The 13545-nt window shown below is 51.1% G+C and carries 11 protein-coding genes; 3 read left to right on the forward strand and 8 right to left on the reverse strand.

All coding sequences use genetic code 11. The annotated features are described in order from the left end of the window. Window positions 1-34: 34 nt before the first annotated feature. The 8 genes from K1I37_RS17650 to K1I37_RS17685 form a co-directional block, all read right to left on the reverse strand. On the reverse strand, window positions 35-1378 hold the full coding sequence (locus K1I37_RS17650; protein WP_021296785.1) for a purine-cytosine permease family protein: 1344 nt from the start codon (window positions 1376-1378) through the stop codon (window positions 35-37). A 229-nt stretch (window positions 1379-1607) separates the two neighbouring features. Next, on the reverse strand, window positions 1608-1931 hold the full coding sequence (locus K1I37_RS17655; protein WP_021296784.1) for a cupin domain-containing protein: 324 nt from the start codon (window positions 1929-1931) through the stop codon (window positions 1608-1610). Then, entirely contained in the window at window positions 1928-3655 is a 1728-nt protein-coding gene (locus K1I37_RS17660) for a hydantoinase B/oxoprolinase family protein (protein WP_021296783.1), read from the reverse strand. Before K1I37_RS17660 ends, K1I37_RS17655 begins: the two co-directional genes overlap by 4 nt. 70 nt (window positions 3656-3725) lie before the next feature. Further along, complete coding sequence (locus K1I37_RS17665; RefSeq protein ID WP_021296782.1) at window positions 3726-5066, reverse strand: MFS transporter; 1341 nt, start codon at window positions 5064-5066, stop codon at window positions 3726-3728. 138 nt (window positions 5067-5204) lie between these two features. Further along, on the reverse strand, window positions 5205-6926 hold the full coding sequence (locus tag K1I37_RS17670) for a hydantoinase B/oxoprolinase family protein (protein WP_021296781.1): 1722 nt from the start codon (window positions 6924-6926) through the stop codon (window positions 5205-5207). Further along, on the reverse strand, window positions 6927-8972 hold the full coding sequence (locus tag K1I37_RS17675; protein WP_021296780.1) for a hydantoinase/oxoprolinase family protein: 2046 nt from the start codon (window positions 8970-8972) through the stop codon (window positions 6927-6929). A gap of 14 nt (window positions 8973-8986) precedes the next feature. Further along, window positions 8987-9532 carry a cupin domain-containing protein gene (locus K1I37_RS17680; protein WP_021296779.1) on the reverse strand — a complete coding sequence of 182 codons (546 nt, stop codon included), beginning with the start codon at window positions 9530-9532 and terminating at the stop codon, window positions 8987-8989. 792 nt (window positions 9533-10324) lie between these two features. Next, window positions 10325-10753 (reverse strand): ABC transporter permease subunit, encoded by a 429-nt coding sequence (locus tag K1I37_RS17685; protein WP_031218737.1) that lies wholly within the window; start codon window positions 10751-10753, stop codon window positions 10325-10327. Between the two features lie 137 nt (window positions 10754-10890). On the opposite strand from K1I37_RS17685, the gene tnpA reads away from it, so the two are divergent. The 3 genes from tnpA to tnpC all read left to right on the forward strand — a co-directional run bounded on the left by tnpA (window position 10891) and on the right by tnpC (window position 13233). Beyond that, window positions 10891-11217 carry an IS66 family insertion sequence element accessory protein TnpA gene (gene tnpA, locus K1I37_RS17690; RefSeq protein WP_206917310.1) on the forward strand — a complete coding sequence of 109 codons (327 nt, stop codon included), beginning with the start codon at window positions 10891-10893 and terminating at the stop codon, window positions 11215-11217. Continuing rightward, complete coding sequence (gene tnpB, locus K1I37_RS17695; RefSeq protein ID WP_021295534.1) at window positions 11204-11566, forward strand: IS66 family insertion sequence element accessory protein TnpB; 363 nt, start codon at window positions 11204-11206, stop codon at window positions 11564-11566. The genes tnpA and tnpB overlap by 14 nt, the downstream gene beginning before the upstream one ends. Before the next feature lie 77 nt (window positions 11567-11643). Further along, window positions 11644-13233 (forward strand): IS66 family transposase, encoded by a 1590-nt coding sequence (gene tnpC, locus K1I37_RS17700; RefSeq protein WP_242215911.1) that lies wholly within the window; start codon window positions 11644-11646, stop codon window positions 13231-13233. Window positions 13234-13545 lie beyond the last annotated feature (312 nt).

A 13545-nucleotide genomic window follows, 5' to 3' on the forward strand; every position in this document is an offset into this window, starting at 1 on the left:
AGTGGGAGACAGTTGGCCCGTCTCCCGGTCATATTTAGTTCGCAAGTTCTTTCGTATCCACGCTTCCAAATGTGACAGTCCGATTCCGATTGACCAGCTTGCTCAACACGAAGTACGCCACAGCTGCCACGACGAGCGAGTTGATCGACGGAATACCCCACTTCAAAAACTCGCCAACCAAGAACGCCCCAATCCAGCAAATCAGCGTGATAGGATTCCAGGACTCATACGAACTCGGCAAAACGCCTTGTTCTCTCGAGTGCAATAGCTCATCTTTGTAACGTCGTATGCAGAAATACTCAACAACCATAATGCCGCCAACAGGTGGCACTGCCACGCCCAGTAACGAAAGGAACCCTTCAAATTGATTCAGGATACCAAGGACGGAGAGCAGCGTGCCCAGTGCGCCAAACAAAATCGTGACACCGACGCGACTGATGCGCTTCTTGAACACGACGTCGAATAAGTTCACGATGCCCAGCGAAGAAGAGTACAAGTTCCAGTCGTTAATCTTCAGCGTGGCCGTCACGAGCACAACCGTTCCAACCACACCACTCGTCGACATGACAATCGTGATCACATTGGAAGATTTCATTGCATGTGCAAGAAGTACACCAATTAAGCCAATGAGATACTCACCAAGGGTAATCCCAAGCACGGTTTGCTTAATGACATCGCCAACTGAACGATTGTACCGCGTCATATCCGGAGAAATGATAGCCCCTGTGATAAATCCACCAGCGACCATGCTCGCACCTGCACCCAGTGTCAAAACGCTACCCGGCGCATGCATCGAGACGAGATGTCCCAGCGAATAGTGACCTAACGCCCGACCAATCGAGATGAATGCAATGAGCATAAAAAGTGGTACCGTAATATAGGCCGTAAACCCCATTGACAAAAACCCGTAAATGACAACCAATGTGACCAGGATTCCTGTAACAATAGACCATGCCCAAATGGGCCCGCCAAGCAGTTGGTTCAACCCATCTGCGAAGACCTGATTCTGCACGCCAAACCAACCGACCAGCGAAATCGCGACGACCAGGCTGACGAGGACGGATCCAAACCTGCCAAAGCCAGTCCACCGAATCAGCATCGTTGTGCTGAGTCCCTCTTTCATCCCCGCAATCCCGACAAAAATAGAGACAATCTCCAGAATGACGGCCCCGAGCGTCAAGGCCCAAAACGACTGCCAAAAACTCATGCCAAATCCTAATGTCGCGCCTAATAGAAACTGAGAGAGTGCGGACATCTGACCAAACCGCATGGTCGCGATGCCAAACCAATGTCGGCGGTCTGTGTCAGGAACTCTCGATAACGAATAGTCATCCAACTTTTCGTTCACGGGTTCCTTCAAAGGTTCCGCTTTTGCCATCCGCCGTTCCTCCTTTAATATCGTTTGAATTATCTTAATTTAATTTCAACTATGCGTGTATTGACGCAATGAACAAAAAGAGCGCCGAATTTGTGCAAAGCGCACAATACGGTTCGGGCGGAGAAGGGCTGTGGTCGAGCGGGGCCAGCATCGCAGCACCGACCACCGGCCCTTCCTATCAAAAAACCGCGCAAATGCGCGGTTTTCTCTATCCATATCGAATCTGTGCCTACGCGAAGCCACGCACGAGAGACCAAACTACGAACGCTTCCTCGTCCCCATCGTTATAACACCAGTGCGACTCTCCCGCGGGAATGAGCGTAGCATCCCCTGCCTTGACGCGATACTCCGTCTCCCCGGACTGCATCATGAGAAAACCTTTGATGATATACGAGTACTCATTCTGCTCATGTGTGCCTGCGTCGTGAAGCGGAATTCGAGCGCCAACTGGAATCCGCACAATGCCAAACTGCACACCGTCTCCATTCAGAAGCGACTTCAGTTCATAATCTGTGCCCTGTGCTTCAATATTCTGTTCGTGTACGAGAATCATACGTACGCCCTCCGTTCATCTGTCAGACCTTCTAGCGCATAGGTATCTGGATTGACAAGGACGCCATAAACATTCTTGGCTTGGTCGACCCGAATCCAGCCATTCTTCACATCTTCTAGCACTGCCGCGACCGTGCGGCGCAACGGATTCCCGTAGCCACCGCCTGTAGCCGTGATCAATCGCACTACGTCGCCTTTGTGCAGCGTGCGACGCGCACACTTTCCAAAAGGGCCCTCGCGTTTCCCGTTCGAACGGATAATCTCAACTTCATTACGCGATCCCGCCGCACCGCCAGCAGCACCCCAAGGTCCGTATTTGTGCCGGCCGAAACTAGCCGTCACAAATTGATTGTCAGTGAGCGCCTCGTAGCTGCGAACGACGCCGCAACCTCCCCGAAATTGCCCCGCACCTGCCCCATCACACCGAAAAGAATATTCTCGCACGCGCACGCCGTACCGGGTTTCGGCGACTTCCACGGGGACGTTGTAGGTCTCCCCATCGCCGATGCAAAATTGACCATTCTGTCCATCCATACCAAGTCCCGCGCCCCAGCCGCCGACCGAAGGCTCGACAACGAGAAACGGCTCATTCGTATCTGGTTTGGTGCCACCGAGAATCACGGCGCAAACCGATTCTAAGTGCCCTGCTGTGAGACGGTCTGGGAGAGCCGGAGAAAGCGCCTTCCACGCCACGTCTGCAGCAAAGTTTCTCGATTCCCAGTTGGTTGAGACAGGGGCTGGGCGTTCGGCGTGAATAATCGATCCCGGTTCCGAAATCACCCTTAGCGGCCGAAAGACGCCGTCGTTGACGTCGAGACTCGGGTTCGTCGCTGCCAGAAACACCGCGCGTACAGAGGAGACTAATCCACTATAAGAGCAATTGATAGGGCCAGGGGCCTGGCGGTCACTGCCCGTGAAATCGACGACAAAGTCGTCATCCGTGATGGTCACTTTGCAAACAATTCGGAACGGCCCATTTCCAAGCCCATCGTCGTCGATGAAGTCCTCCGCCATATACACGCCGTTCGGTAATTTGGCTAATTCGCGCCGAGCAAGTTGTTCCCCATGACGAAGCAAATAGTCAATCGATTGGAGAACTACGCTTGTTCCGTGCTTCTGGCAAAGTTCGCGAACGCGTTTCTCCCCGGTGCGCACCCCTGCCACCTGCGCCCACAAGTCGCCAAGAGAGAGGTCCGGGAAGCGGACATTCGCGGCAATCATGTCTATCAAAGCCTGATTCAGCTTTCCGCCATCGAACAATTTGACCGCCGGGAATTGCAGGCCCTCCTGATAAATTTCCGTGGAATCCGTTGTCCACGACCCCGGATCCTTCCCACCAACCTCCGTCCAGTGCCCTTTGTTCGCCGAAAACGCCACCAATTCACCGTCCACAAAAATCGGCATCACCAAGCCCACGTCGGATAAGTGCGATCCACCGCCGCCATAGGGATCGTTCAGGATAATCATGTCGCCCTCGTGCAAATTCGTTCCGAACTTCTCCCTGGTCTCCTTGACCATGAACGTGAGCATCCCAATAAACCCGGTCACGCCATTCCCCTGGGTCAACAATTGTCCCTTGGCATCCGTGAGACCAGATGCAAAATCCAGTACTTCGTAAATGATAGGACTCATTGAGGTGCGCGCCAGTGCGTAAAACATCTCTTCCCCAATCGCCATAAGCGAATCCCTAACGACCTCATAGGTAAAGACATCGGCTTTTAGCAAGCGATGTACCCCCCTTCTAAATAACTGTCGCAGGTGAGGAAGAAGGAGAATCCCACCTGCGACAGTTATGTTAATGTAAAATTTTACCCTCCGTCTCTTTCAGGAAGAATGTCATAATCACCGTCACGACAAGAAATGCGGTAATAAACGAAACCGTCCCCGCAAAACTCGAATTGCCAGCCAACATCGCGCCAATGACCATTGGGGCAATGGAATTTGCCACCCTCTGCGCGGTTGCGCCGACACTGTACCCAACCCCGCGAACTTCGGTTGGGTACAGCTCACCGACCCATGTATCCCACACACCCCATGCGCCGAGGCTGAAGAATGAGAGTGCAAAGTCCCAGATGTACATTTCAGTCATGTTGCTGGATTGGGCAAATCCGAATCCGGCGATGGCTGCGAGCGCGACGAAGATAATCATGATCTTTTTGCGCCCATATCGGCCAGTCAGCCACGACGACACGATGTACCCAGGGAACATAAAGAGTGCAGAGAGTGCCATAAAGCCAAGCCCAGCGGGCGTCGAAAGTCCTTTCTTCGCAAGCAACTCCGGCATCCACGTCGTTAGGGCCCAATACCCCCACGAAAAACAGAAGTTAATCAACAGTTGTAACCAGGTGGCGCGTGAAAGCTTCGATTTGAAGATTTCCAAGAATGATCCCTGTTGAACCGCATCCACCATAAGATGCGTGTTTTTGAGATCGATTGAAACCTGACCGTTCGCAAGATACGAAATGGCATCTTTGGCGGTCTGTTGTTGGCCATTCCCGGCAGCCCAGTACGGGGACTCTGGAACGAATGCCTTAATCACAAATGCCCATAGCCCCGCGAGAGAACTCACGCCCAAGATCCAGTGCCATCCTAGTGGGCCCATCACATAAGTCAGGCCAATCGCAATCAAATAGCCAATCGGCCAGCCCGATGCGAGATATACGGTAGCCCGACCACGGCTCTTCACTGGAAGCAACTCCTCAAAGTACGGGAACGACGCCACCATCAGTCCGCCGAGGCCAAGACCTGCTGCAAAACGCATCCACCACAGCATGTCATAGTTTGGGGAGAAGGCGCTAATGAGAGAAAGAATGCCATAGAGGCCGGTGCTCCACATCATCGTCTTCTTCCGGCCAATTTTATCCGTGAGTTTCCCCCAGATAAGACAACCAGGAATCATACCAAGGTAGATGGAACCCATCAGAGAACCGACTTGTGCGCTCGATAGCTTCAAGTCGCTTCCAATCATGCCACTGATAAGCGTGATGATCATCATTTCCCAAGACTCGATAACAAATGAAAAGAAAATAGCGAAACCAGATTTCCAATGTCTCTTCGTAAGCGGCATTTCTTGAAACAGTTCCCCGATTTGTCGGTTTTGGACTTCGGTGACCTCTCCAATCACGGTACTCGGCATAACAGATTCACTTCCTTTGTCTTGAATGATATTTAGAATGCATCTCCCTAGCGCTTCAGGTCAGGTTTCATCATCGAATTTTCTAATAATTAACCAAGAGGAGCAGCCTCCATCTCTGAAGGCTCATCCTAATATGCATTACTCCATTTGACTCGTCACCGGGGTAGCCAGAGTGAGCGTCTGTTCATCGATGACCACGCCGTAGATCTCCTTGGCTTGGTCGATGGTAATCCAACCATTTTTGACATCCTCGACGACTTTCTGCGGATCTCGCAACAGCGGATCACCATAGCCTCCACCGGTTGCCGTAATCAAACGCACCACGTCCCCTTTGTTGAGGATCTTTCGCGCACACTTGCCAAACGGCCCTTCCTTGCTGCCGTCTTTGCGGATGATCTCAATTTTGTTGTACGACCCGTCCCTACCCCCGGATGCTCCCCAAACGGGGTACTTGTTGCGACCAAAACTCGCGGTCACAAACTGACCATCGGTGAGCGCCTCATACGAACGAATCGCACCAGCACCGCCTCGATACTGCCCAGCACCCGTACCGTCGGCCGTCAAGCTGTACTCCTGAAGACGCACCCCGTAGCGGGTCTCGGCCACTTCCACCGGCACGTTGAACGTTTCGCCGTCTCCCAAGCAAAACTGCCCGCTTTGTCCATCCATGCCTTCTCCTGCTCCCCATCCACCGACGGACGGTTCAACAATGAGGAACGGCTCGTTCGTATCTGGATGCGTACCGGACACAATCACCGAACAGACTGACTCGAGATGCCCTGCCGTCAACCGATCCGGCAACACCGGCGCCAAAGCTTTCCACACCATGTCCGCGCCAAAGATCATCGACTCCCAGTACGTCGACACGGGAGCCGGACGCTCTGCGTTGAGAATCGATCCCTTCTCCGCTATGATTGTGAGCGGCCGAAACACCCCGTCATTCACGTCTTGCCCCGGGTTCGTCGCCGCCAAGAAGATGGTTCTGACCGCGGACACCAAGCCCGTGTATGAGCAATTGATGGGACCCGGGACCTGCTTGTGACTACCCGTGAAATCGACGATGAACTCGTCATCCGTAATCGTGACCTTGCAGCGAACATTTAGCGGCCCATGGCCAAGTCCGTCGTCGTCGATGAAGTCTTCCACCTCGTACACACCCTTAGGCAACTTCTTCAACTCTTCCCGGGCCATCTGCTCGCCATAATCGAGCATATATTCGATGGATTGCAGTACCGTGTCCTTGCCAAATTTACCGCACAGTTCCTGGAATCGTCTTTCCCCTGTGCGCAATCCTGCCACTTGCGCCCACATATCACCAAGCGAGAGATCCGGAAACCGGACATTCGCTGCCAAAATATCGACCAAAGCTTGATTGATATGGCCCTCGTCAAACAATTTCACCGCAGGAAACTGCAGCCCCTCTTGATAGATTTCCGTAGAATCAGTCGTCCACGACCCCGGATCTTTTCCTCCAACTTCTGTCCAGTGCGCCTTGTTCGCTGCGAACGCAACCAACTGGCCTTGATAGAAAATCGGCATCACGAGCCCCACGTCAGAGAGGTGTGACCCACCGCCGCCATAGGGATCGTTAATGATGATAATGTCCCCGGGTTTCAAGTCATTCTCGAATTTCTTTAACGTCTCTTTGACCATCGAGGATAGCATTCCGATAAACCCGGTGACGCCATTGCCTTGGGTCAGCAATTGCCCTTTGGCGTCGGTGAGACCAGAAGCGAAGTCCAGCACCTCATAAATGATGGGGCTCATCGAGGTTCGAGCAAGCGCATAAAACATCTCTTCCCCTATCGCCATTAATGAATCTTTGACAACTTCGAGCGTAAACACATCCGCCTTCGCCAATCACTGCACCCCCGTGTAGATGATGAGGTTTCCATATTTGTCAACCGTCAAGCGCTGTTCTGGATACACCAGCGTAGACGACGATGGCTCTTCCACAATAGCGGGTCCATCGAGTTCAAACCCTGGGCCCAAACGGCTACGGTCATACACCCTGGTATCGACAAACCCAGCGTCTTCGAAATAAACCGGGCGCGTCTCCAACACGGCATCCGCGACCGTATGGGACACCTGCTCAATCTCGGCAATCTCCGGTTTCGTCACTGTCCCAAACGCGACCAAGTGCAGGTTGACGATTTCAGTCGGATTATTCTCAAGTTTAAATGTGTAGTTTTGCTCATGGATGGCATGAAATGCTGCATTGACGTCCGCAAGAACCTGCTCGGTAACCCTTCCACCTGGAACCGGCACCTTAACGGTATGTTCTTGTCCGAGATACCGCATATCCACGTAACGATGGAAGACAACTTGACCTTCCTCGATTGCTTCTGATTGATACTGCACAATAGCCTGTTGTTCGAGCGCTTCCCAGGCGCCGTTGAACTCGCCAAGAGCAAGTTCCGACGTGCGCCGAATGTAAGTTTGCAAATAATCGTGCCGCAAGTCCGTCATCAGCATCCCCCACGCCGAAAACACGGACGCCGCAACCGGAACAACCACCTTCGTCACGCCTAGTTCCCTCGCGAGAAATGCCGCATGCATCGCTCCGCCGCCGCCAAAGGCGACCATTGCAAAATCCCTCGGATCATAACCGCGGCGTACCGAAATGAGTTTCAAGGCGTTCAACATGTTCGAATTCGCAATGCGAATAATCCCCAATGCCGCTTCCTCGACAGATACTCCGAACTTTTTGGCAATTTTCTCGTCGATGGCGCCGCGAACCGCCTCCAAGTTCACAGCCATACTGAAATTCTTCGCCGACAGGCGACCCGTCACCAAGTTTGCATCGGTTGTTGTCGGCTCAGTTCCACCACGGCCGTACGCCACCGGGCCCGGCTGTGCGCCTGCCGATTTCGGCCCGACTTTCAAGGCACCCGCCTGGTCAATCCAAGCAATCGATCCGCCCCCGTTCCCCACCTCAACGATGTCGACAACAGGGATTTTGATGGGATAACCTGCGTGCCGCTCATCCCACTCAATCCGATAATCGGTCGTCACGGTCACCTCTCCACCATCGATCAGCGAACATTTCGCTGTCGTGCCACCGATGTCAAACGCAATCACATTCTCGTGACCAATCATCTTGCCCAGCATCGCAGCGCCAAAGACTCCTGCAACCGGCCCCGACTCCACCATGTGAATGGGCGATTGTTTCGATTGCTCGAACGTCGTCGTTCCCGCATTTGACTGCATGATGTACTTCTGCCCAGTTACATTTATCTCGAGCAACCTGTTATTTAGGTTGTTCACATAGCGCTCTGCAACAGGTTTGACATACGAATTCAACACTGCCGTATTCGTCCGCTCGTACTCGCGCCACTCTTTTGTCACTTCATGCGATGCAGTCACAGCCACTTCCGGCCACATTTTGTGAATTAACTCCGCCGTCAGTCGCTCGTGCTCCGGGTTCGCGTAGGCGTGTAAATAGCAAATCGCGATAGCCTCGACGCCCTCTCTCCGCAGCTGCTCCACCGCCGCTTCTACGTCATTCACATTGAGTGGCGTGATGACTTCCCCTTTTTGATTTAACCGTTCCTCCACTTCCAAACGCAGAGCACGTGGTACGAAGGGCTTTGGTTTTTGATAACGGACATTGAACAAATCAGGTCGATTTCCCCGGGCAATCTCGAGGACATCTCGAAACCCTTTCGTCGTGATAAGCCCTGTCTTTACACCATTTCGTTCTGTCAGTGCGTTGATAATAACCGTCGTTCCGTGAATAAAAGTCTCAATATCTTCGCCTTTCAATTCCGCCTTGGCAATGACGTTCATAACACCTTCCTCAAAGTTCGGCGGTGTCGTGTCTGATTTCGCGATACAAACTTTTCCACTCTCATCCACAGACACTAAATCTGTAAACGTCCCACCAATATCTGTTGCGACACGCACAACACAACTCCCCTTTATTGGAATATAGCTGGCTGCAAAACACACAAAACTCGTGATGTGGTATCTAAGAGGTTTTCCATGGAGTGTTGAATGGAGGAAGGAAAGTGAAGCGCATCTCCTACACCCAAGACGTAATCCTTATCGTCTACCTGAAGGAGAATCTTTCCTTCCAATACGTAGTAAAACTCTTCACCGGGGTGCGCATACTTTGTCAAAATTGATTGATTCGGTTCCAACTCCACAATCATCGGCTCTAGATTCCGTCCCGCAAAATTACCCGCAAGACGGATATACGTCATGCTCGTTCCTTCAATTTTGAACGGCTTTTGATCATCCACCTTCACAATAAAATTCTTGTTCTCTACAGTCTCAAACAAAGAACTAATTGGAATGCCAAACGCCTCCGCAATGCGCTGCAACGAGGTTATCGTCAATGAAGAGTTCCCTCGCTCCACCTGCGAAAGAAAGCTAATCGACAATCCTGATTTTTCGCTTAATTCTTGCAATGTCATTTGGTTTTCTTGACGCAGCATTCGAATTCTTTTAAATAAGCCTTCCATCGTGCCTCCAGTGTGAAGCTTTTTTGTGTTTTTATCGTATGAAAAAACTTTCTATATGTCAAAATAAATTTTTATAAGTCAGAAAATAATTTCGAGATATGAAAAGAGATTGCGCGGAATAAATCACCGCAGAGGCGAGCTACGCCCCATCTTGCGTACATGGGGCCGGTAATCGTGGCAAGAAATGAATCGTCGACTCGGAAGCTTTTCGCACATACTCCCAATATAGGTATTAAACCGTTTGACGAAATGCGGAAGAAACGAGGCTTACCCCCACCACAACCAATCCTAATGCAATAAGCGGCGCGTAAAGCATGTATGGGTAACTGATGTAAGACATGTCGTGCACCAGGTCCCCTATCATGGAAAACCAAGTGTTGCTTTTTGGCACAATCCCTTCTACATGCCAACTGTACCCTCCTGGATAAAAAGCAGGATATCCATACGTCTCGATAGGATATATTCGAAACGCAGCCAATTGGACTAACAATGAAATCGTCCGAATCACCTGTATGCAAAAAAACTCAATTGTAAATCGCCAGAGCCAAGGCCGGAGGGTGTGAAGCATAATCCCCCAAGGGGTTCGGCCAATCGCGAAAGCACCTTCTATAAAGGAAAAATGTAACCATGAGGAGAACCTTCCGCGAAATGACACTGTGCCACGAAGTAATTCAACAACGGTTACAGCCGCAATAAACTCGAACTCTTGATAGGATCCCAATTTGCGCTGATATAGTACGAGAAACAGAATGAACACAGCGGGAAGTGCCGTAAGCCCGGATACAACTGTCTCTAATAAAACGCTGATCCACTCGCGTTGAAAGAGAACGCGATAGGGTGGATGTTTGGGGTCACTTGTCGAATAAAAATCCTTACTGGCGATGCACCGGTAGCTTTCGCTACTTTGATATAGTCAGCACTAGACTGTTCCATCATGTCTACATAGATAGCCTTTTGAAGATATATTCCTCCTGGTAATCCTAAAGCAAGCGCCGGTATGAGTGTGTTCACAAACGATGGCGTACCCTCCGGAAACGCTGGAATCGTCACATTCAAGTGTACTTGAACCATGATAGCGATTAGGGCGATCACGATAACATACATGGAATCAGGAAACGATTCTGTCAATATTGCAAGTGCATCAACGATTTTACGAGGCCTTTTACGCTTGGACACAATCATCCGCACGAACCCCAACACGTAGCCTGCAAAATATGACATCGCTGTGGCCATCAATACGAGTCTAACAGTGGCAAACGTTGTGCCCCATGAAAGTAAGCGTAAAACGCAGCACACCTCGTAAGGCTACACTCTGGGTGGGATAATCTCCTCAAATGAAACTGAGGAGAGTGAGGTACATGTCAAGAACCGAGCTACGTGAAGAATGGGAGAGTCGCCTCACCGAGTTTGAGTCCAGTGGGCAAACGGCTACAGTCTGGTGTGCGGTGCACGGGATCAATATTCATCGCTTTCGCTACTGGTCCAGCAAGCTTCGAGGGAATCGACGAAAGCCTTCAAATGGAGAGGTTCGTTGGCTTTCAGTGGAGATGGAATCAGTCATTAAACCGAGCAGTAACGAAGCGCTCACTGTTCAGGTTGGTCAAGCCAGGATTGAAGTGTCTGAGGGCTTCAACACCAAACTGTTCATACAGGTCGTTCAGGCTTTGGCAGATGCTCATCCATGAGGCGAATTCAGAGCAACGGGTGTACTTGGCGAGCGGCAGTACAGATCTTCGTAAGTCTATCGACGGGCTGGCAGTCCTGGTTCAAGAGGTCTTTCAGCTCAGTCCATTTTCGCCTTCCCTCTTCGTTTTCTGCAACCGAAAACGAGACAAGCTTAAAATCCTAGAGTGGGATACGAATGGATTCTGGCTCCATTATCGTCGTTTGGAACGTGGTCGCTTTCAATGGCCGGACGTAACGAACAGCGAAACGGTTACGGTCAGTCGGCAGCAGTTGCGGTGGTTGCTAGACGGACTGTCCATCACCCAACGACAGGCTCATAAAAAGGTAACCGCGCGCACGGTCATCTAGTCTCTCAGTGGCAAAATAAAAGTTCCGTAATCTCTTTTGTGACAAGGGATTTTAGCTCGCATGTCGAAATATATAGCATGGCGAAACCAAAGAGTTCCACCACCGAACAGGTTGAATCCTTGCAGCAAGAAAACACCATACTTAAGCAGCAAAATGACGAACTCAAGTCTAAGGTAGAGTGGCTTGAGGAGAAATTGCGCAAAGCAACTCACCAACGTTTTGCTGCGTCTAGTGAACGGACCAAGACCGACTCCGTACAGACGCTGTTGTTTAACGAAGCCGAAGTCGAGTCTGAACCTACGCTTGAAGAGCCCACCATGGAAACCATCACCTACAAGCGAAAAAAGAAACGTCCGGGTCAGCGTGATGAACTCCTAAAGGACCTGCCCGTGGAGCGAATGGAGTATCGCTTACCCGAAGAGGAGCAGGTGTGTTCCTGCTGTGGTGGCGCCATGCATGAAATGAGTTCTGAAACGCGAACTGAGATAAAAATCATTCCGGCTCAGATGAAGGTCGTGGAGCATGTTCAATATATCTACGCCTGTCGTCATTGTGAGAAGCATGAAACTGAAACCCCTGTTGTGAAAGCTTCCATGCCACGTCCGGCATTTCCGGGGAGCTTAGCTTCTGCCTCAGCAGTGGCTTACATCATGAGTAAGAAATACGTCGAGGGGATGCCACTCTATCGGCAGGAGCAACAGTTTGAGCGACAGGGCTTTCCGTTATCACGACAAACCATGGCCAATTGGGTCCTAGCCGGTGCAACGACATGGTTGAGTAAAATATACGACCGGATGCACCAGGAACTCTTACAACGGAAGTACTTACACGCAGACGAGACAACGCTGCAGGTACTTCACGAATCCGGCAGAACCGCAGATACGAAGTCCTACATGTGGCTCTACCGCAGTGGACGGGACGGTCCACCCATTGTTTTGTACGACTACCAAGAGACGCGCAGTCGGGAGCATCCAACAAGGTTCCTCCAAGGATTTCACGGATACATCCATGTGGATGGCTACGTAGGGTACGAGGACATTCCGGATGTGACCCTGTCAGGGTGCTGGAGTCATGCCCGAAGGAAATTCGACGAGGCCATCAAGGCCTTACCCGCATCCAAACGGAACACGCCCGTGGCTGCAAGGGAAGGACTGGAATATTGCAATCGTCTCTTCAAAATTGAGCGTGGGTTAAAAGACATAACTCCCGAGAAGCGGTACGAACAGCGCCTCGAGCAAAGTCGTCCAGTCCTGGATGCTTTTTTGCCATGGCTTGAATTCCAGAAGGAAAACATACTCCCAAAGAGTGCCTTGGGAGAGGCAGTGAATTATTGCCTACGCCAATGGGGTAAGCTCACCGTGTTCCTTGAGGATGGCCATCTGGAGATCGATAACAACCGCGGTGAACGTTCCATTAAGCCATTTGTGATCGGGAGAAAGAACTTCCTGTTCAGCAATACGCCGCGCGGAGCTAGAGCGAGCGCCATCACATACAGTATCGTGGAAACTGCAAAAGAGAATGGACTCGACCCGTTTCAATATCTGTGCTATCTGTTCGAGCAACTACCAAACGTCCCCGACGATGAATCTGACTCGTTGGCCGCGCTGCTGCCTTGGGCTGGGAACTTACCGGACGAAGTGCGACATTCAAGGAGAAAGACTCCATAACACGACAGTAGTCCCCGCCGTAACCGGTGGGGATTTCTGATTATAATGACGACGAATGACCTACCTTCAATGTGTCCTGCGTTTGACGCTTACCCATGAAATTCCGTAATAGTTACTTCGACGCGTATTTGCATGAAATAGAGAATTAAACAGTCCCAAGATTGTCGCAGCCATATGTACAAGCGAGTGACTGGAAATCGACGTGGTTAAAACGCATAACACTATCACCCCAATAAAAAAGGCAAGAATAGTGCCGAGTATTCGTCGCATAAACGATTCCCCCCTTTTTGTTTAGATGTTTGCTAGAAGCAT

It is taken from the genome of Alicyclobacillus acidoterrestris, from assembly GCF_022674245.1.
Lineage (GTDB): Bacteria > Bacillota > Bacilli > Alicyclobacillales > Alicyclobacillaceae > Alicyclobacillus > Alicyclobacillus acidoterrestris.

Excerpts from the sequence above, each read along its gene's own strand:
- tnpB (WP_021295534.1), top strand. The coding sequence starts at position 11,204 with ATGCTCATCCATGAGGCGAATTCAGAGCAACGGGTGTACTTGGCGAGC.
- K1I37_RS17685 (WP_031218737.1), bottom strand. The coding sequence starts at position 10,753 with ATGTCATATTTTGCAGGCTACGTGTTGGGGTTCGTGCGGATGATTGTG.
- K1I37_RS17680 (WP_021296779.1), bottom strand. The coding sequence starts at position 9,532 with ATGGAAGGCTTATTTAAAAGAATTCGAATGCTGCGTCAAGAAAACCAA.
- K1I37_RS17655 (WP_021296784.1), bottom strand. The coding sequence starts at position 1,931 with ATGATTCTCGTACACGAACAGAATATTGAAGCACAGGGCACAGATTAT.
- tnpA (WP_206917310.1), top strand. The coding sequence starts at position 10,891 with ATGTCAAGAACCGAGCTACGTGAAGAATGGGAGAGTCGCCTCACCGAG.
- K1I37_RS17650 (WP_021296785.1), bottom strand. The coding sequence starts at position 1,378 with ATGGCAAAAGCGGAACCTTTGAAGGAACCCGTGAACGAAAAGTTGGAT.
- K1I37_RS17665 (WP_021296782.1), bottom strand. The coding sequence starts at position 5,066 with ATGCCGAGTACCGTGATTGGAGAGGTCACCGAAGTCCAAAACCGACAA.
- tnpC (WP_242215911.1), top strand. The coding sequence starts at position 11,644 with ATGGCGAAACCAAAGAGTTCCACCACCGAACAGGTTGAATCCTTGCAG.